21 protein-coding genes are annotated in these 17,302 nt (G+C 71.3%); 4 read left to right on the forward strand and 17 right to left on the reverse strand.

From position 1 onward, the window contains the following. Positions 1-3: 3 nt before the first annotated feature. Positions 4-1,152 carry a 1-deoxy-D-xylulose-5-phosphate reductoisomerase gene (dxr, locus tag OJ997_RS10690; RefSeq protein WP_270025077.1) on the reverse strand — a complete coding sequence of 383 codons (1,149 nt, stop codon included), beginning with the start codon at positions 1,150-1,152 and terminating at the stop codon, positions 4-6. Between the two features lie 50 nt (positions 1,153-1,202). On the opposite strand from dxr, the gene OJ997_RS10695 reads away from it, so the two are divergent. Beyond that, complete coding sequence (locus tag OJ997_RS10695) at positions 1,203-1,949, forward strand: alpha/beta fold hydrolase (RefSeq protein WP_270025078.1); 747 nt, start codon at positions 1,203-1,205, stop codon at positions 1,947-1,949. Positions 1,950-1,985: 36 nt separating this feature from the next. On the opposite strand, the gene OJ997_RS10700 is transcribed toward OJ997_RS10695, so the two are convergent. Beyond that, positions 1,986-2,558 (reverse strand): DJ-1/PfpI family protein, encoded by a 573-nt coding sequence (locus OJ997_RS10700; protein WP_270025079.1) that lies wholly within the window; start codon positions 2,556-2,558, stop codon positions 1,986-1,988. A 71-nt stretch (positions 2,559-2,629) separates the two neighbouring features. On the opposite strand from OJ997_RS10700, the gene OJ997_RS10705 reads away from it, so the two are divergent. Both OJ997_RS10705 and OJ997_RS10710 read left to right on the forward strand, forming a co-directional pair. Further along, positions 2,630-3,559: a GlxA family transcriptional regulator gene (locus OJ997_RS10705; RefSeq protein WP_270025080.1), complete on the forward strand. Its 930-nt coding sequence runs from the start codon at positions 2,630-2,632 to the stop codon at positions 3,557-3,559. Positions 3,560-3,623: 64 nt separating this feature from the next. Beyond that, a complete protein-coding gene (locus OJ997_RS10710; RefSeq protein ID WP_270025081.1) occupies positions 3,624-6,341 on the forward strand; it encodes a helix-turn-helix transcriptional regulator in 2,718 nt (905 codons plus the stop codon). Here the strand turns inward: OJ997_RS10710 and OJ997_RS10715 are convergent, their stop codons facing one another. The 15 genes from OJ997_RS10715 to OJ997_RS10785 all read right to left on the reverse strand — a co-directional run bounded on the left by OJ997_RS10715 (position 6,342) and on the right by OJ997_RS10785 (position 16,671). Next, positions 6,342-6,836, reverse strand: coding sequence for a hypothetical protein (locus OJ997_RS10715; RefSeq protein ID WP_270025082.1), 495 nt, complete (start codon positions 6,834-6,836; stop codon positions 6,342-6,344). A 105-nt stretch (positions 6,837-6,941) separates the two neighbouring features. Beyond that, on the reverse strand, positions 6,942-7,559 hold the full coding sequence (locus OJ997_RS10720; RefSeq protein WP_270025083.1) for a DNRLRE domain-containing protein: 618 nt from the start codon (positions 7,557-7,559) through the stop codon (positions 6,942-6,944). Positions 7,560-7,811: 252 nt separating this feature from the next. Further along, the gene (locus OJ997_RS10725; protein ID WP_270025084.1) at positions 7,812-8,246 is read right to left on the reverse strand and encodes a DUF6328 family protein; all 435 of its coding nucleotides are present in this window, start codon (positions 8,244-8,246) and stop codon (positions 7,812-7,814) included. After that, entirely contained in the window at positions 8,243-9,040 is a 798-nt protein-coding gene (locus tag OJ997_RS10730; protein ID WP_270025085.1) for a phosphatidate cytidylyltransferase, read from the reverse strand. Before OJ997_RS10730 ends, OJ997_RS10725 begins: the two co-directional genes overlap by 4 nt. 3 nt (positions 9,041-9,043) lie before the next feature. Next, the gene (gene uppS / locus OJ997_RS10735) at positions 9,044-9,706 is read right to left on the reverse strand and encodes a polyprenyl diphosphate synthase (protein WP_270025086.1); all 663 of its coding nucleotides are present in this window, start codon (positions 9,704-9,706) and stop codon (positions 9,044-9,046) included. Further along, positions 9,703-10,224: a ribosome recycling factor gene (gene frr / locus OJ997_RS10740; RefSeq protein WP_272599628.1), complete on the reverse strand. Its 522-nt coding sequence runs from the start codon at positions 10,222-10,224 to the stop codon at positions 9,703-9,705. Before frr ends, uppS begins: the two co-directional genes overlap by 4 nt. Positions 10,225-10,256: 32 nt before the next feature. After that, positions 10,257-10,976, reverse strand: a complete 720-nt coding sequence (gene pyrH, locus OJ997_RS10745; RefSeq protein ID WP_270025088.1) for a UMP kinase — start codon at positions 10,974-10,976, stop codon at positions 10,257-10,259. A 4-nt stretch (positions 10,977-10,980) separates the two neighbouring features. Continuing rightward, positions 10,981-11,586 carry a translation elongation factor Ts gene (gene tsf / locus OJ997_RS10750; RefSeq protein ID WP_270025089.1) on the reverse strand — a complete coding sequence of 202 codons (606 nt, stop codon included), beginning with the start codon at positions 11,584-11,586 and terminating at the stop codon, positions 10,981-10,983. Beyond that, positions 11,583-12,818, reverse strand: coding sequence for a 30S ribosomal protein S2 (gene rpsB, locus OJ997_RS10755; protein ID WP_270025090.1), 1,236 nt, complete (start codon positions 12,816-12,818; stop codon positions 11,583-11,585). The genes tsf and rpsB overlap by 4 nt, the downstream gene beginning before the upstream one ends. 208 nt (positions 12,819-13,026) lie before the next feature. Next, positions 13,027-13,929 (reverse strand): RluA family pseudouridine synthase, encoded by a 903-nt coding sequence (locus OJ997_RS10760; RefSeq protein ID WP_270025091.1) that lies wholly within the window; start codon positions 13,927-13,929, stop codon positions 13,027-13,029. Then, positions 13,926-14,378 (reverse strand): signal peptidase II, encoded by a 453-nt coding sequence (lspA, locus tag OJ997_RS10765; RefSeq protein ID WP_270025092.1) that lies wholly within the window; start codon positions 14,376-14,378, stop codon positions 13,926-13,928. Before lspA ends, OJ997_RS10760 begins: the two co-directional genes overlap by 4 nt. Then, positions 14,375-14,659 (reverse strand): YggT family protein, encoded by a 285-nt coding sequence (locus OJ997_RS10770; RefSeq protein ID WP_270025093.1) that lies wholly within the window; start codon positions 14,657-14,659, stop codon positions 14,375-14,377. The genes lspA and OJ997_RS10770 overlap by 4 nt, the downstream gene beginning before the upstream one ends. A gap of 2 nt (positions 14,660-14,661) precedes the next feature. After that, positions 14,662-15,390, reverse strand: a complete 729-nt coding sequence (gene proC, locus OJ997_RS10775) for a pyrroline-5-carboxylate reductase (RefSeq protein ID WP_270025094.1) — start codon at positions 15,388-15,390, stop codon at positions 14,662-14,664. Positions 15,391-15,402: 12 nt separating this feature from the next. Beyond that, positions 15,403-15,975 (reverse strand): cell division protein SepF, encoded by a 573-nt coding sequence (locus OJ997_RS10780; RefSeq protein WP_270025095.1) that lies wholly within the window; start codon positions 15,973-15,975, stop codon positions 15,403-15,405. A gap of 48 nt (positions 15,976-16,023) precedes the next feature. Then, the gene (locus tag OJ997_RS10785) at positions 16,024-16,671 is read right to left on the reverse strand and encodes a YggS family pyridoxal phosphate enzyme (RefSeq protein WP_270025096.1); all 648 of its coding nucleotides are present in this window, start codon (positions 16,669-16,671) and stop codon (positions 16,024-16,026) included. A 22-nt stretch (positions 16,672-16,693) separates the two neighbouring features. On the opposite strand from OJ997_RS10785, the gene OJ997_RS10790 reads away from it, so the two are divergent. After that, complete coding sequence (locus OJ997_RS10790; protein ID WP_270025097.1) at positions 16,694-17,290, forward strand: MFS transporter; 597 nt, start codon at positions 16,694-16,696, stop codon at positions 17,288-17,290. Positions 17,291-17,302 lie beyond the last annotated feature (12 nt).

Below are 17,302 nucleotides of genomic sequence, written 5' to 3' on the forward strand. Positions count from 1 at the left end.
TGCTCATGCGTGCACGCTCTCGATCAGCTCGGCGGCGATCTCGCGCGCCTCGGCATCGGTCACGTACAGCGCCTCGAAGTCGTGCACGCGGCGTGAGCCGAGTTCGTCCAGGACGCCCGCGATCACCTGCGGGATGCCCGTGAACGGCAGGCGGCCGTTGAGGAAGGCGTGGACGGCGACCTCGTTCGCGGCGTTGAGCGCGCACGGCGCGGTGCCGCCGGCGACGGCCGCCTCGCGCGCGAGGCGCAGGCACGGGAACGTCTCGAGGTCGGGCGCTTCGAAGGTGAGCTGGCCGAGCTCGACCAGGTCCAGCGGCTTGATCGGCAGGTCGGCGCGGTCCGGGTGGTGCAGCGCGTAGCCGATCGCGACGCGCATGTCCGGGTAGCCCATGTGCGCCTTGGTCGAGCCGTCGCACAGCTGGACCATCGCGTGGATGATCGACTGCGGGTGCACGACGACGTCGATCTTGTCGTACGGCGTCCCGAACAGGTGATGCGCCTCCATCACCTCGAGGCCCTTGTTCATCAGGGTCGCGGAGTCGATCGTGATCTTGCCGCCCATCCGCCACGTCGGGTGGTTAAGCGCGTCCTCGACGGTGATGCCGGTCAGGTCCTTGCGCCCGCGGAACGGACCGCCGCTCGCGGTGATGACGAGCTTGTCGACCACCCCGGGAGGCTCGCCCGTCAGCAGGTGGTGGATCGCGGTGTGCTCGGAGTCGATCGGGATCAGGCGCGCGCCCGTGGCCTCGGCGAGCGCCGTGACCAGCTCTCCGCCGACGACGAGCGACTCCTTGTTGGCCAGCGCGACGTCCATCCTCTCGGTGAGGGCGACGATCGTCGGGCCGAGGCCGGCGGAGCCGACGATGCTGTTGAGCACGAGGTCGGCGCCGGACTCCGCGACGAGCTGGACGAGGCCTTCGGGACCCGACAGCACTTCGCCGCCGGTCCAGTTCTCGCCGGCGCGCGCGGCGGCGTCCGGGTCGGTCAGCGCGATCCGCTTGACGCCGCGCTCGATCGCCTGCTGGACGAGCGGGAGGTGGTTGCTGCCGGCCGACAGGCCGACGATCTCGAACTGCTCTGGTGCGCGCTTGACGACGTCGAGCGCCTGGGTGCCGATGGATCCCGTGGAACCCAGGATGAGAAGCCGCTTCACGGTGGCTCAGTGTGGCACGGGCCAGATCAGGCGCGGATAAGCTCGCGCGTATGGCGGTCGTGTTCCTGCATGGCGTGATGGTCGATGGTTCGCTCTGGGACGACGTCGTGGCGCGCCTGCCCGACGAGGAGTGCGTGGTGCTCGAGCTGCCGCTCGGCTCGCACACGCAGCCGGTCGCGGATCGTTCCACGCAGACGCCCGCGGGCGTGGCCGACTGGATCGTGCGCGAGCTCGAGCGCCGCGACCTGCGCGACGTGACGCTGGTCGGCTGCGACACGGGCGGGACGCTCGCGCAGCTGGTCGTGGCCCAGGACGCCTCGCGGATCTCACGGTTGGTGCTCACCCCGTGCGACGCGCTGGAGGTGTTCCCGCCCGCGCTGTTCAAGCCGCTCTTCTCGCTCGGTCACGTGCCGCTGGCGATGAGCGCGTTCCTGCAGCCGATGCGGTTCACCCCCGCGCGCCGGCTGCCGATCGCCTTCGGCTGGCTGACGAAGCGCGTGGACCGCGAGCGGCTGCGGCGCTGGGGCACGCCGGCGCTGCGAGATCGCGAGATCCTGCGCGACGCCGCCCACTTCGCGGCGGCGTGCTCGCCCGCGATCACGCTCGACGTCGCGCCGAAGCTGCGCGCCTTCGAGGGCGAGGTGATCATCGCCTGGCCGCCGGAGGACCGCTGCTTCCCGATCGAGCTGGGCTATCGCCTCGCCGCGCTGTTCCCCAATGCCCGCCTGGTCGAGGTCGAGGACTCCTACGCCTTCGTCCCGATCGACCAGCCGGACGTGCTCGCCGCGCTCATTTGAAAGTCAGCGGAAGTCCTGGCCCCTGGGCCATGACTTTCAGCGGAACGAGCCCGCAGGGCGAGGCTCCGCCGGCCATTCGATCTCGCGCCGGACCGCGTCGGCGTCGTCGCCCAGCAGGTACAGCGCCATGTCGATGCCCGAGGTCACGCCGCCCGCGGTGACGATGTCGCCCTCGTCGACGTAGCGCGCGTCCTCGGCGACGTCGGCGCCCGCCGCGCGCAGGTCCTCGATCGCGGTGTGGTGGGTGATCGCGCGGCGACCGGTGAGCAGCCCGGCCTCGGCGAGCAGCATCGCGCCCGTGCACACGGAGGCGATGCGGCGGCCGGCCGCGTGGCGCTCGACGAGCTTGGCGCCGATCACGCCGCGCTGCGCCTCGAGGTAGGCGCCGCCGGCTGCGCGGTCGCTCCAGCCGCCGCCGGGGATCACCAGCAGGTCGGGGTCGCCGAGCACGCCGTGCGGGACGACCGTCGTGCCGTGCGAGGACGTGACGCGCTCGACCGGCTCGACCGTGACGTAGCGCGTGTCACGGCCCGCGGTCCGGAACACCTCGAACGGGCCGAACGCGTCCAGGTCGTCGAAGCCGTCGAACAGGAGGATCTCGATCGTCATGCGGAGATCGTCCCGCGGCACGCTCACCCGCACGAGTGGCAGGAACGCCAGTGTTCGTTACGATCCTGCCAATGGCCGTTCACGAGATCGCCGTGCTGGCGCTGGATGCCGTCGTCCCGCTCGACCTCGCGATCCCCGCGCAGATCTTCGGCAACTACGAGGAGGCGCCGTACCGCGTGACCGTGTGCGCGGCGACGCCGTCCGTGGCGACCACCGCGGGGTTCACGATCGGCGCGCAGGCGGGCCTGGAGGCGCTCGCGACCGCCGACACCGTGATCGTCCCGGGCTTCACCCCGCACCTGCGCGTGCCCGACGACGACGTGCTGGAGGCGCTGCGCGGCGCGCCCGGCCGGATGGTCTCGATCTGCACCGGCGCGTTCGCGCTCGCCGCCGCCGGCCGACTGGACGGCCGGCGCGCCACCACCCACTGGCGCGACGCGGCCGATCTCGCCGCCCGCTTCCCGCGCGTGGCCGTCGAGCCCGACGTCCTCTACATCGACAACGGCGACGTGCTGACCTCGGCCGGCGTCGCCTCCGGGCTGGACCTGTGCCTGCACATCCTGCGCCAGGACCACGGCGCCGCGCTGGCCGCCTCGATCGCGCGCCGGATCGTCGTCCCGCCGCACCGCGAAGGCGGGCAGGCGCAGTACGTCGAGCAGCCGCTCCCCAAGTACCCGGGCGGCTCGCTCGCCCCCACCCGCGCCTGGGCGCTTGAGCGCCTGCATGAGCCGCTCACCGTCCGCGTCCTGGCCCACCACGCGCACGTCTCCGAGCGCACGTTCGCCCGTCGCTTCCAGGCCGAGACCGGCACCTCGGTCCTGTCCTGGCTGCTCGCCCGCCGCGTCGACGCCGCCCGCGGCGCGCTCGAGACGACGTCCGCCGCGATCGACGACATCGCGTCCGAGTGCGGCTTCGGCACCGCCGCGAACCTCCGCAAGCACTTCCACCGCCAGCTCTCCGTCACCCCAACGGCCTACCGTCGCGCCTTCCGCTCCCAGTAGTGAGCGCGCGTGCGCTTTACTCGGCGCCCAGGCGGTGGCGGGAACAGTCGGTGATCATTGGGGCGTGGCCCTGCTCGAGCGTGAGGCCGAGCTCGACGTGGTGCGCGAGCGGTTCGACCAGCTCGGCGAGCACGGCGAGACCCTCGTGGTGCGCGGTGAGCCCGGAGCGGGCAAGTCCGCCCTCGTCGGCTGGGTGAAGGCGGAGGCCGCGGCGCGCGGGCTGCTGGTGCTCAGCACCGTCGGTGTGCAGTCGGAGGCGCTGATGCCGTTCTCCGGGCTCCAGCAGCTGCTGCGGCCCGCTGCCGATCGCGTCTCGGCGTTGCCCGACGCCCAGCGCGACGCGCTCCTGAGCGTGTTCGGCGCGGCGGCCGGTGCCCCCGACCCCTATCTCGTCGGGCTCGCCACGCTGACCCTGCTCGGGGATCTCGCCGCCGGCACGCCGATGCTGCTCGTCGCCGACGACGCCCAATGGCTGGACCGCGCGACCGGCGAGGCCCTGGCGTTCGTCGCGCGGCGGCTGGACGCCGACCCGATCCTGCTGCTGGCGAGCGCCCGCGAGGAGAGCGTCGCCTGGCTCGAGGACGCGCGTGCGCGCGAGCTGCGGCTGGCGGCGTTGAGCGAGGCGGGTGCGCGGCGGCTGATCGAGGCCCGGGCGCCCTGGCTGGCCCCGGACGTCCAGGAGCGGGTGCTCGTCGAGGCGGCCGGCAATCCGCTGGCGCTGATCGAGCTGCCGATCGCCTGGCGGGACCGCGGCGGCGACGTGCTCGCGGACACGCTCCCGTTGACCGCGCGCCTGGAGCGCGCGTTCGCGTCCCGGGTGACCACGCTGCCCGCGGCCACCGCGACGCTGCTGCTGGTCGCCGCGCTCAACGACGCCGAGTCGCTGGCCGAGACCCTCGACGCCGGAGCGCGGCTGCTGGGCGCGCGGCCGCAACTGGCCGACCTGGCGCCCGCCGAGGCGGCGGGCCTGATCGGGCTCGACGCGCACGGGGTGCGGTTTCGCCACCCGCTGGTGCGCTCGGCGATCCGCCAGGCGGCCGGAACGGTCGAGTGCACGCGCGCCCACGCGGCCCTGGCCGAGGCGCTCGCGGGCGAACCCGATCGCAGCGTCTGGCATCGCGCTGCGGGAACGCTGGAGCCGGACGAGGACGTCGCGAGCGCGCTCGAGGCGGCGGCGGGGCGGGCGAAGCGCCGCGGCGACCTCCCGCTCGCAGTCACGGCGCTCAAGCGCGCGGCGGCGCTAACGGCGGCGCCCGCGGCTCGCGCCTTGCGCCTGATCGCGGCCGCCGAGCTCGAGCACCAGCTGGGCCGCGAGGACGAAGCGCTGCAGCTGCTGCGCCAGGTCGACGAGAGCCGGCTGGACGACCCGCAGCTCGGCCGCCTGCTGTGGCTGCGCGAGGTGATGCACCAGACGGCGGGTCCGGTCCCGATCGGCCGGCTCGTCGCGCTCGCCGGGCGCATGCTGGGTGCACGGGAGACGGGGCTGGCGTTGGACGTGGCGCTCGCGGCGGCCTACAAGGCGTACTGGTTCGACGCCCCGGACGCCGAGCGGCGGGCGATCGTGAACGTGGCCCGGCGGCTCGGGGCCGACGAGCGCGAGCCGCGGCTGCTGGCCACGCTCGCCCTAGCGGACCCGGTCGGGCACGGCGCGCTCGTGATCGAGCGCCTGGCCGACAGCGCGGCGGAGACGTTCGCCGACCCCGAGGAGGTGCGCCTGCTCGGCATCGCGTTGATCGTGATCCCGGAGTACGAGCTCGCGGGCACGTTCCTGGCGCTCGCCGTCGAGCGGCTGCGCGAGCAGGGCCGGCTCGCGATGCTCGCCCGTGCGCTCGGCTCGCAGGCCCACGCGGCGCTCTTCCGTGGCGACTTCGCGCTCGCCGAGCAGGCGGCCGAGGAAGGCCTGCTCCTGACGCGCGAGACCCGGCAGCCCCGCTGGGAGTGCTCGTGCCTGACGTTCCTCGCCCACCTCGCGGGGCTCCGCGGCGACGCCGAGCGTGCCGAGGCGCAGCTCGTGCGCGCGGAGCAGCTCCTGCACCCGCCGAGGTCGACGCCGGCGCTGCAGCATCTCCAGCTGGCCCGCGGCGCCGTCAGCCTCGCCGCCGGCGAGCCGGAGGCCGCGTTCGACCAGATCACGCGCGTCTTCGATCCCGAGGACAGCACCTACAACCCGCTGGTCGGCGCGCCCGGCCTCGTCGATCTGGCGGATGCCGCCGCGACCGTCGACCGCCTGGATGACGCGCGGGCGATCGTCGAGCGCATCGAGCCATTGCTCCTGCGCACCGGCTCCCCGACGCTGCACAGCCAGCTCCGGTACGCGCGCGCCGTGCTCGCCGAGCCGGAGGCCGCCGAGGCGTGCTTCCAGGACGCGCTCGGCCACGACACCGCGGACTCGACCTGGGAGCGCGCCCGGCTCCGGCTCGCCCACGGCGTCTGGCTGCGCCGCCAGCGCCGTGCCGTCGAGGCCCGCGTGTCCCTGCGCATCGCCCGCGAGGGCTTCGACGCGCTCGGCGCCCACCCGTGGTCAGAGCGCGCCCGCCAGGAGCTCCGCGCGACCGGCGAGCGCAGCCGCCGTCAGGAGCCCAACGCCCGTGACGCGCTCACCCCGCAGGAGCTGCAGATCGCCCAGCTCGCCGCGGAGGGCCTGACCAACCGCGACATCGGCAAGCGGCTGTTCATGTCCCACCGCACGGTCGGCTCGCACCTGTACAAGATCTTCCCGAAGCTCGGCATCACGTCCCGCGCCGAGCTCGCCCGCGCCGTCGTGACCGGCGCTGACCGCTAGCTACGGGACGTCGGTGGAGAGCGTGACGAGCAGGACCTTGCGGTAGCTGCCGGACGCCTTGCGCTCGACCTTCTGGCGCAGCTTGACCGTCGCCGCCTCCCGCGCGAGCGGGCCCGTCCAGCGCGCGAGCGGCTCACCGACCGTCGTGTCCAGCGGCGTGAAGGACGCAGAGCCGACCCGCGCCTCGAGCGGCTCGGGCAGCAGCTTGGACCCGCTCGCGAGCCGGCCCACCTTCGCTCCGCTGGCGACGTCACCGTCGACGACCGACAGCAGCGCCCGGTTCTCCGTCGTGGTCGCCAGCACGTCGAACGACGTCGAGTACGTCTTCGCCGACGAGAACGTCGAGAACGCCGCCTTCGGCTGGCTGAGGATCAGCTCGTAGTAGTTCGGGCCGACGACCCCGCCGACCCCGGTGTCGCCGTCGGTCTGCGCCGCCGCCCCCGGCGCGGCCACGAGCCCCGCCGCGATCACTGACCCCACGATTCGCCACTGCATGCGAACGAGCGTAGCCACGCTGCGCCCGGATCGGACCGGTATCGCGGGTGCCTCGGGGAAGGAACTCCGGGTGCGCGGCGCCGTCGGCGCCGCGCACCCTCCGCTCTACGCCGTGTCCGCCTCGTAGGTCAGCTCGATGTACGGGGCGGTTGAGGGACCGTCCTCGGAGGCCGCGAAGGTCGCGGCGAGCACCCCGGGCCAGGGGCTCACGAGCGCGAGGCCGTTGTTGGGCACGACGCCCGCGGCCCAGTCGGCGGCCATCGCCGTCACGTCCCAGTCGGCCCAGTCGGGCAGATCGATCGAGGAGATGTAGTTCTCGTCCTCCGCCGAGCCGAAGTCGCCGCCACCGGTCGTCCACGCGGTCACGCCGTCGCGCGTGTTCCAGGTCGCGTTCCCGTCGAAGCTCGACGTGAGCCGGTGCACCGTCGCCCAGCTCTCGGACTCGCCCTGGTCGATGAACTTGAGCTTGAGCGTCGCGGACTCGACGTGATAGCCGTCCGGCACATACGCCGCGACGTCGAACTGCAGCACGGAGTGGATCGCGTTGCCGGCGACGCCGAAGTTGCGTCCGACGTTGAGCGTCGTGTCCGTGCAGAACGACGTCGACCCCGAGTTCGCGTACAGCGAGCAGTCCTCGGTGACCGGAACGTCCACCGTTGTCGCCTGCGCGACGCCGGCGAACGCCGTCGTGCCACCGATCGCGGCCAGCGCGGCCGCCGTCATGACGCACCGGCGCAGCGCAAAGCCGCGCCGGCTCGAAGAACCAACACTCATCTCGTACCCCTCTTAACGTGGTCCGCCACCAGCCCTTGCCGATGGCGCCTGCCCCATCCCTTCGGCCCGGCTTGCCGACCACGTACGAGCGCCGGCGGGCGCAACAAAACCCGTTCCTTGAGCGAGTGTCAACCGCTGAACGACGCGAACTGCCCCTTTTGTTCGCGCCCTGACGAACGCGATCAAGAAGCGTCTTTTGACTCAGCCGCGCAGGATCGGGCGTGCGAACCAGAAGACCACGAGCAGCAAGGCGATCGCACCCGGGCCGGCGATCACGATCCAGTGCTCGTACAGGAACGACGTGACCATCGTGATCGCGAGGACGATCGCGATCGCCAGGCACGTCAGGCCCGCGATCAGGTACTTGTTGGCCGACTCGATCACGAACGTGCGGTCGCCCTCGTGGAAGCGCAGCCGGTGGGTCGCCGACGGAGCGATCAGGAACACGACGGACGCGGCGGTGAACAGCAGCGCGGCGTAGAAGACCGTCTTCTCGAACGTGGTGACCCGCTGGAAGCCGTTCGCGAACGGCACCGTCAGCAGGAACGCGAGGAGGAACTGAACGCCGGGAAGCGCGACCCGGAGCTCGTTGAGGAGCTCCATCATCTGCCGGTCGCGCTTCTCTTCCTCGTTCATGCCAAGAGCAGCCACACGTAGTAGCCGGCGACGAGCGCGAACAGCGCGGCGTCCACGCGGTCCAGCGCGCCACCGTGGGCCCCGAACAGGGTCCCGGTGTCCTTGGTACCCATGTCGCGCTTGACCAGCGACTCGAAGAGGTCACCGATCGGTGCGGCGATCACGGCTGTGAGGCCGAGAAGCAGGCCGTCCAGGCCGGAGATCCAGCCGTCGTCCGAGTACGTCTGCGACCAGTACCAGACGATCAGCGTGCCGATCACGACGCCGAAGGCCAGGCCCTCGATCGTCTTGTTGGGCGAGATCGTCGGGGCGAGCTTGTGGCGGCCGAACGCGCGGCCGCCGAAGTAGGCGAACGTGTCCCCCACGAACGTGCCGAGCAGGATCATCACGACCAGCGCGCCGCCGTGGTCGAGCCCGCGCAGCATCGCGGCGTGCGCGACGCCGAGCCCGATCCACACGATGATCAGCAGCGTCGCCGACATCGAAGCGGTGACCCGTTCGCGCTGCGGCATCGCGACGGCCAGCGCGAACGTCACCGGGACGGTCGCGGCGAGGGCGAGCAGCACCTGGCGCTCGTCACCCGCCGTGCCCGCGACGACCATGCCCAGCACGCCGAGCATCGCCGCGAGCCGCACCGGGCGCGCCCGCTCGAGCATCACCGACAGCTCGTGCACGCAGATCACGGCCAGCAGGCCGATGCCGGCCGCGAACACCCAGCCGCCCTGCCAGATGATCAGGACCGCGAACGCGATCGCCGGGATCGCCACCAACACGCGGTTGATGACGTCGCCCACGGCTCAGCGCCCCCCGAAGCGGCGCACGCGCGCCTCGTAGGACTCCAGGGCCAGCTCGAAGTCCGCGCGCGAGAAGTCCGGCCACAGCACGTCGGTGAAGTGCAGCTCCGAGTACGCCGCCTGCCACAGCAGGTAGTTCGAGATCCGCTGCTCGCCGGACGTGCGGATCAGCAGGTCCGGGTCGTGCATCTCGGGCGCGTAGAGCAGCTTGCGGAACTCGTCCTCACCGCCGCCGGTGTACTTGACCGCCGCGTCCAGGATCTCCGAGCGCCCGCCGTAGTTGAAGGCCACGAACAGCGTGATCCGCGTGTTGCCGGCGGTCTTCTCCTCCGCCCATTGCATCTGCTCGAGCAGCTCGGGGAGCACGCCCTCGCGCCGCCCGACGAAGCGCATCTTCACGCCCTCCTCGTGCAGCTCGGGCGTCTCGTCGATGATGCGCGCGCTGAACAGCGCCATCAGCGCGTCGACTTCATCCTGCGGGCGGTTCCAGTTCTCCGTGGAGAACGAGTACAGGGTGAGCTCGCGCACGCCGAGGTCGACGGCGTCGCGCAGACGCGCCTTCACCGTGTCGGCGCCTGCCTTATGGCCTTCAGCGATCGGGACGCCGTGCTGTTGAGCCCACCGCCCGTTGCCATCCATGATGATGGCGACGTAGGTGGCGCTCAAACCTCGGTGATCTCGGCTTCCTTGGCCTTGAGGGCCGCGTCGAGCTCGGCGACCTTCTCGTTGGTCAGCTTCTGCAGCGCGTCTTCAGCACGGTGCTCGTCGTCGGCGCCGGCCTCGCCGGCGTCCTTGAGCTCCTTGAGGTCGTGCATGACGTCGCGCCGGATGTTGCGCAGCGCGACCTTGCCTTCCTCGGTGAGGCCGCGGACGACCTTCACGAGCTGCTTGCGCCGCTCCTCGGTCAGCTCCGGCAGCTGGAGGCGGATGATCTGGCCGTCGTTGTTCGGCGTAAGGCCGAGGTCGGACTCCAGGATCGACCGCTCGATCGCCTTGAGCGAGCTCTTGTCGTACGGCTGCACCGTGATGAGGCGCGCCTCGGGAGCGTTGACCGTCGCCATCTGCTTCAGCGGCGTCTGCGTCCCGTAGTACTCCACGTTGATGCGGTCCAGGAGCGAAGAACTCGCCCGCCCGGCGCGCACCGACTGGAATTTCTGGCGCGTCGCCTCCACGGACTTGTCCATGTGCTCGCGCGCGTCTTGAAGGAGTTCGTCGATCACGTCGTCACCAGCGTCCCCACTCGATCGCCGGAGATTATCCGGTTGATGTTGGAGTCGTCGGCCATGTCGAAGACATGGATGTTGAGCTTGTTCTCCATGCAGAGCGTCAGCGCCGTCATGTCCATCACCCGCAGGTTGCGCTCGAGCGCCTCCTGGGCGGTGATCTCGGCGATGAACTCCGCGTTCGGGTCCACGCGCGGGTCGGCGCTGTAGATCCCGTCGACGCCGTTCTTGGCCATCAGCAGCACCTCGGCGTGCATCTCGACCGCGCGCAGGGCGGCGGCCGTGTCCGAGGTGAAGAACGGGTTGCCGGTGCCGGCGGCGAAGATCACCACGCGCTTCTTCTCGAGGTGACGCATCGCCCGCCGGCGGATGTAGGGCTCGGCGACCTCGGAGATCGTGATCGCCGACTGCACCCGCGTGTGCACCCCGCGCGTCTCCAGGGCGTCCTGGAGCGTGAGCGCGTTGAGCACGATCGCGAGCATGCCCATGTAGTCGCCGGTCGCCCGGTCCATGCCCTCCGCGGCCGCGGCCAGGCCGCGGTAGATGTTGCCCGCGCCGAGCACGATGCCGATCTCCACGCCACGCTCATGGACCGTCTTGAGCTGGTCCGCGATCGCGCCGACGGTGTCAGGGTCGGTCCCGTAGTCGAGCGGGCCCATGAGGGCCTCGCCCGACAACTTGATGAGGACCCGGTTGAAGACCGGCTCGGTCACGTACTCAGGCGCCGACCGCGAAGCGGGCGAAGCGCTTGATCACGATGTTCTCGCCGGCCGTGCCGGAGAGGTTCGCGCGCAGCTCCTCGATCGTCTTGCCGTCGTACTTGTCCGTGTTGACGTGCGGCTGGTTGAGCAGCACGTGGTCGTTCATCCACGCCTTGAGCTTGCCTTCGGCGATCTTCGGGCGGATGTGCTCGGGCTTGTCGGCGGCCTGCTGCTCGAAAACGCGCAGCTCGGCTTCCTTGGCCTCGGCGGGGATCTCGTCCTCGGAGACGTAGAGCGGCGCGGCGGCGGCGATGTGCAGCGCCACGTCACGCGCGAAGCTCTGGAAGTCGTCGTTGCGGGCGACGAAGTCCGTGTTGCAGTCGATCTCCACGAGAACGCCGACCTTGCCGTTCGAGTGGATGTAGGACGCGACGGTGCCCTCGGTGGCCTCGCGGTCGCCGACCTTGAGCGCCTTGTCGCCGAGGCGGACGCGCAGCAGCTCGACCGCCTGGTCGATGTCGCCGTCGGTCTCCGTGAGCGCCTTCTTGCACTCCATCATGCCCGCGCCCGTGCGGTCGCGGAGCTCCTTGACCTGCTTGGCGGAAATGGTGGGAGTCGTCACTTCTCTTCCTTCGTCTCGTCGGTGGACTCGGCGGGGGCGGCGGCCTCGACGTCGGCCGGAGCGGCCTCGGCGGCCTCCTCGGCGACGGCGCTCGGGCCCGGCTCGGGAGCGGCGGCCTTCGGCTTGGCCTTGGCCTTCGCGGCCTTCTGCTTGGCCTCGGCGACGGGAGCCTCGGCGGGCTCCTCGACCGGCGACGCGGCGCCCTTGTCGGCCTCGGCGCCGGTCGGGTTCTCGACCTGCTCGGCGCTGCTCGGGCCGGGGGTGCCGGCGGCGGCGACGGCGGGCTCGGTCGCGGCCTGCTCGGCGGCGGCGGCCTCCGCGTCGGCGGTGCCGGCGGCGGCCTTCGGAGCGGCCTTGACGGCGGCGGCGACGTTCGCCTCGGCGACGTCACGCGGCTCACCGGCGGCCTGCGTGAGGGCAGCCTCGGCCTCGGCGCGCTTGGCGGCCTCGGCGGCGGCCTTCTCCTCTTCCTCGCGGCGCTGGCGCTCCTCGGCGTCGCGCTGCTGCTGGGCGGCGGCCTCGGCGCGGGCGGCCTCTTCCTCGGAGCGGAAGCGGGCGCGGCCCTGCTGGACCACGTCGCCGATCGCCTGCGTGATGATGTTGCAGGCGCGGATCGCGTCGTCGTTGCCCGGGATGACGTAGTCGATGCCGTCCGGGTCGGCGTTCGTGTCGACCAAGCCGATGATCGGGATGCGCAGGCGCTGGGCCTCGCGCACGGCGATGACTTCGGTCTTGAGGTCCACGACGAACATGGCGTCCGGCACGCGCGTCATGTGCTTGACGCCGCCGAGGTTCGCCTGAAGCTTCAGGAGGTCGGCCTCGGCCGCGAGACGCTCACGCGTCGGCAGCAGCGAGAGCTGGCCGTCGGCCTGGTAGCGCTCGAGGTCGTGCAGGCGCTTGATGCGCGCCGACATCGTCTGGTAGTTCGTCAGCAGGCCGCCGAGCCAACGGTGGTTGACGTACGGCATGTTCGACGCGGTGGCGATCTCCTTGATGCCGTCGCGCGCCTGCTTCTTGGTGCCGACGAACAGGACCGTGCCGCCGCGATGGGCGATCTCGGTCGCGAAGCGCTGGGCCTGCTCGAGCAGGGCCTGCGTCTTCAAAAGGTCGATCAGGTAGATGCCGTGGCTCTCACCGTGGATGAACCGGCGCATCTTCGGGTTCCAGCGACGCGTCTGATGGCCGAAGTGGACTCCGGCTTCCAGCAGTTCCTTCAGGCCGACTTCGGCCATGGGTGGTGCTCCTTGGTACGCAGTGATGAGATCCCGGGCAGTGAGGTGACGCGGACCCGGCGCATCGAACGCCGGGCAGGAATCGCGGCCTCGGAATGCGTGCTCATCTGGAGCAGCGCAGCCCGGGGTTGGGAACGTGTGGCGAAGAGTTTAGAAAAGTTTCTGCGGACGCCTGCGTTTGGTCTTGAGACGGGTGGCCCAGGTTCCCCTACACCGATTGGTCCGCTCGTTCCCCTGACGCCTGCCGGAGGGCCTTGACCAGGTCCTCCGGCAGTGGCGCCCGCAGCTCCATGGGTGCCCCGGTCTCGGGGTGCTTGAACGCAAGTCGCTGCGCGTGCAGGAACTGCCGGGAAAGTCCGTGCCGGCCCGCGTGCCCGTACTCCGGGTCGCCGGCGACGGGATGCCCGATCGCGAGCAGGTGCGCGCGGATCTGGTGCGTGCGGCCGGTCTCGAGCGTGACGCGCAGGAGCGTGTCGTCGGGCAGGGCCTGCTCGGTCTCGAAGTGCGTGACGGCCTCGTGCGGATCGTCGGTGTCCGTGCTCATCTTCGTGCGGGTGCGGCGGTCACGGCCCAGCGGCGCGTCGATCGTGCCGCGCCGGGCCGGCGGGCGGCCTTCGACGAGCGCGACGTACTCGCGGGTGATGTCGCGCCGGCGCAGCGCCTCCTGCAGCGCGAACATCGTCGCCTCGTCGCGGGCGAGGAGCAGCAGGCCGGACGTGTCGCGGTCCAGCCGGTGCACGACGCCGGGGCGATCGGGGTCGTTGCCGCCCGCCACGCGGCCCGCCAGGGCCTGCACGAGCGTCCCCTCGCGGTTGCCGACGCCGGGATGGACGACGACGCCCGCGGGCTTGTTGACGACGATCAGACGGTCGTCCTCGTAGGCGATCTCGAACTTCGCGGGCGGAACCTCGGGACGCGGGCCCTCGGACAGCGCCTGCACCTCGATCGTCTCGCCGCCGAGCAGGCTGTAGCGCTTCTGCTTGGCCAGGCCGTCGACGCGCACCAGGTCGTTCTCGATGAGCGCCTGCGCCTTCGCGCGGGAGCCGACGATCGGCGCCAGGAACACATCGAGCCGGGTGCCGGCGGCCTCGGGCGGAACCACTTCGATCATTTCGATGCTTTCTCTAAGACGAAGATCAGCACGATCACGCCGAGCGTGACGGCGATGTCCGCGACGTTGAACGCGGGCCAGTGCGGGATCTTGATGAAGTCGGTGACCCAGCCGAGCCGGATCCGGTCGATCAGGTTGCCGACCGCGCCGCCGAGCAGCATGCCGGTCGGCAGCCACACCAGCCGCGTCTTCAGGTGCGTGAAGAAGAAGCCCAGCAGCGCCGCGAGCGCCACGAGGGCGATCAGCACGACGACCGCGCCGCCACCCGAGAACATGCTGAAGGCCACGCCCGTGTTGTGGGTGTGGACGAGTTTGAGACCGAGAACCAGGTCGTGCTTCTCGAAGGGGTATTCGATCTCCGAGCGGACGATCGCCTTGGTCAGCTGATCGAGCGCGACGACTCCCGCCGCGACGAGTGCGGCGCGCGCGACCGTGCGACCCGCGGTCATCCGCGGATCAGGCTCACGAGCAGCCGACCGCCGATGGTCAGCACGAGGATCGCGACCACCGGGCTGAGGTCGATCGGCCCGAACTGCAGGCCGAGGCGGCGGAAGATCCGCAGGTACGGGTTCGTCACGTCGCGCAGGAAGTCCAGGACCGCGTTCAGCGGCCGCGAGTACGGCACACGCACCCCGAACGTGAACACCCAGGACACGATGATCGAGGCGAAGATGATCAGCGTGTAGACGCCGATCAGTGCCGCCAAGAAGTCCGCGATGTCACCGCGCAACGTCAGCCTCCCACCACGTCGTCCATTGCCTGTGCCAGGGCCGCCCGCACCCCGCCCCGCTCCAGCGCCGCCAGCCCGCGCGCGGTGGAGCCACCCGGTGAGGTGACGCCGCGGCGCAGCGCGAGCGTGTCGGTGTGTTGCAGAAGTGCGGCGGTTCCGGCCATGGTCTCGGTCACCAGTGTGGCGGCTTGGGCCGCCGGGATGCCGTGACGGACCGCTGCGTCGGTGTAGGCCTCGACGAACAGCGCCCAGTACGCGGGCCCGACGCCGGTCACCGCGCCGGCCACGTCGAGCAGCCGCTCGGGCACCTCGACGACCGTCCCGACGCGCTCGAAGAGCGCCTTGACCGTCTGCGCCTCGGGCTTCTCGGAGGCCGCGAGCACGCTCACGCCGCGCCGGATCGCCGCGGGCGTGTTCGGCTCCACGCGGATCACCGGGGAGCTTGGATAGACGGCCTCGATCTCGGCGACGGTCCCGCGCCCGAGGATCGAGACGATCGGCTTGTCCGTGCGGATCGGTGCGGCCACGTCGGCGAGCTGGTACGGCTTGTGCGCGAGGATCACGAGGTCCGCGCGCTCGAAGACCTCGGCGTTGCTCAGGCGCTCGCCGCCGAGCTCGTCGACGAGCCGCTGCGCCCGGCCGGAGCCGCTGTCGCTGGCGAGGACGGGATCGCCCCAGCCGCGCGCCAGCGCGCTCGCCATGTTTCCTGACCCGATAAAGCCGATCTGCATCGGCCGACGAGTCTACGACTGGTTGAAGAAGCCCTTCTCGATCAACGCCGCGCGCTCTTCCGCCGAGACCTCGACGTTGCGCGGGGTGAGCAAGAAGACCTTGTCGGCGATGCGCTGCATGCCGCCGTCCAGGGCGTACGTCAGCCCCGACGCGAAGTCGATCAGGCGCTTGGAGAGGTCGGACTCCGAGCTCTGCAGGTTGATGATCACGGGGATCGAGTCCTTGAACTTGTCAGCGACGTCCTGCGCGTCGTTGAAGGACTTCGGGACGACGAGATGCACGCGGACCTCCCCGCGGCCGTTGGCGGCCCGTGAAGCGGTCCCTCCGACGGTGCGCAGCTGCGTCGTGCGTCGCTCGGACGGCGAGTCGTCGCCGAAGATGTCGTCGATCTCGTCGCGGCGGCGGCGCGACTGCAGGCGGCGGACGTTCGGACGTTCCTCGTAGCGGCTCGCGATCTCACGTTCGGGTTCGCGCTCACGCTCACGCTCGCGTTGCGGCGTGTACTCGGGTTCGTCGTCGTCGTAGTACTCGCGATCCTCGGCCAGGCCGAAGTACACGAGGACTTTGCGGAAGGAGTTGCTCACGGGATCGAGTGACGGTTCGCGGCGGGAAGGGCTTTCCCTGCAAACATCCTAGGTGTAGAGGGTCGTGCCGATGCGCACAATCGTTGCACCTTCTCCTGCAGCGACCGCGAAGTCCTGGCTCGTGCCCATGCTCAGGTGGCGCAGGCCGTGCTCGTCCGCGAGCTCCTTCAGCCGCGCGAAGTGCGGCCGGTTGGCCTCGGGGTCCTCGACGAAGGGCGGCATCGTCATCAGCCCCACGACCTTCACGGGGCTCAGCTCGAGGTAGCGCGGAAGGTCCTGCGGCGCGATGCCGGCCTTGTCGGCCTCCCCCGCGACGTTGACCTCGAGCAGGATCTCGGTGGTCGGCTCGGCGTGCTTGGCGAGCTGGCTGAGCGCGGATTCGCTCGCCACCGAGTGGATGAGCGTCGCGAACGGAAGGATCTGCTTGACCTTGCGCGACTGCAGCTGGCCGATGAAGTGCCAGCGGAAGTCCGGGAAGCGTGTCGCCTTGTCCTCCAGCTCCTGCGCGCGGTTCTCGCCGAGCAGCGTGAGGCCGGCGTCCTTGAGGGTGCCGATCTCGTCGACCGGGACGTACTTGACCGCCGCGAGGATGTCGACCTCGGCCGGGTCGCGCCCGGCGTCCGCGATCCTGTTCTTGATGCGCTCGAGGTTGGCGCGGATGCGGTCGGCGTCGAGGCCGGTGAACTGGCGCGGCATGGAAGCTGACAGCCTACGGCGCTTGTCCGTCTACCTGGCGTTGCTGCGGCGCCCCGGCGCGCGCTCGTTGGCATTGGCGTGCACGTTGGGCTGGCTCGGCTTCGCGGCCACGGCGCTGGCGATCGTGCTGCTGGTCGAGTCCGAGACCGGCTCCTTCGCGCGAGCCGGACTCGCGGTCGGCGCGTTCTCGGCCGGCGCTGGGCTGTTCGCGCCGCTCCGCGGACGGCTCGTGGACGCGCGGGGCGCGCCGGCGCTCGTGGCCTTCGCCGCGGCCCAGTGCGCGCTCCTGCTCGTGCTGGTGTGGACGGCGAGCCCGATCGTGGCGGGCTTCGCGGGCGCCGTCGCGCCGCCGCTGATCGCCACGGCGCGGACCGTCTGGCCGCGCGTGGCAGGCCCGGAGCTCACCCAAGCGGGCCACGGGCTCAACGCGTTGCTGGGCGACATCGGCACGGTCGTCGGCCCGGCGGCGGCCGGCGGGCTGGTCGCGCTGGCGGGTCCGCACGCGGCGCTCGCAGTGTTCGCAGCGGGCCCGCTCCTGGGCGCGCTCATCGTCGCGCGGCACCCGGCGACGCCGCCCGCGCTGACGGTCACGGCACCGGCCGCCGGCCCGATGGCGTAGCGGTCGATGGCC

Origin of the sequence: Solirubrobacter phytolaccae (assembly GCF_027587195.1) — a bacterium.
Classification (GTDB): Bacteria; Actinomycetota; Thermoleophilia; order Solirubrobacterales; family Solirubrobacteraceae; genus Solirubrobacter; species Solirubrobacter phytolaccae.

Coding starts and splice junctions, on each gene's coding strand:
- OJ997_RS10695 (WP_270025078.1), top strand. CDS start 1,203: ATGGCGGTCGTGTTCCTGCATGGCGTGATGGTCGATGGTTCGCTCTGG.
- OJ997_RS10700 (WP_270025079.1), bottom strand. CDS start 2,558: ATGACGATCGAGATCCTCCTGTTCGACGGCTTCGACGACCTGGACGCG.
- OJ997_RS10705 (WP_270025080.1), top strand. CDS start 2,630: ATGGCCGTTCACGAGATCGCCGTGCTGGCGCTGGATGCCGTCGTCCCG.
- OJ997_RS10715 (WP_270025082.1), bottom strand. CDS start 6,836: ATGCAGTGGCGAATCGTGGGGTCAGTGATCGCGGCGGGGCTCGTGGCC.
- OJ997_RS10720 (WP_270025083.1), bottom strand. CDS start 7,559: ATGACGGCGGCCGCGCTGGCCGCGATCGGTGGCACGACGGCGTTCGCC.
- OJ997_RS10725 (WP_270025084.1), bottom strand. CDS start 8,246: ATGAACGAGGAAGAGAAGCGCGACCGGCAGATGATGGAGCTCCTCAAC.
- frr (WP_272599628.1), bottom strand. CDS start 10,224: ATGGACAAGTCCGTGGAGGCGACGCGCCAGAAATTCCAGTCGGTGCGC.
- rpsB (WP_270025090.1), bottom strand. CDS start 12,818: ATGGCCGAAGTCGGCCTGAAGGAACTGCTGGAAGCCGGAGTCCACTTC.
- OJ997_RS10760 (WP_270025091.1), bottom strand. CDS start 13,929: ATGATCGAAGTGGTTCCGCCCGAGGCCGCCGGCACCCGGCTCGATGTG.
- lspA (WP_270025092.1), bottom strand. CDS start 14,378: ATGACCGCGGGTCGCACGGTCGCGCGCGCCGCACTCGTCGCGGCGGGA.
- proC (WP_270025094.1), bottom strand. CDS start 15,390: ATGCAGATCGGCTTTATCGGGTCAGGAAACATGGCGAGCGCGCTGGCG.
- OJ997_RS10785 (WP_270025096.1), bottom strand. CDS start 16,671: ATGCCGCGCCAGTTCACCGGCCTCGACGCCGACCGCATCCGCGCCAAC.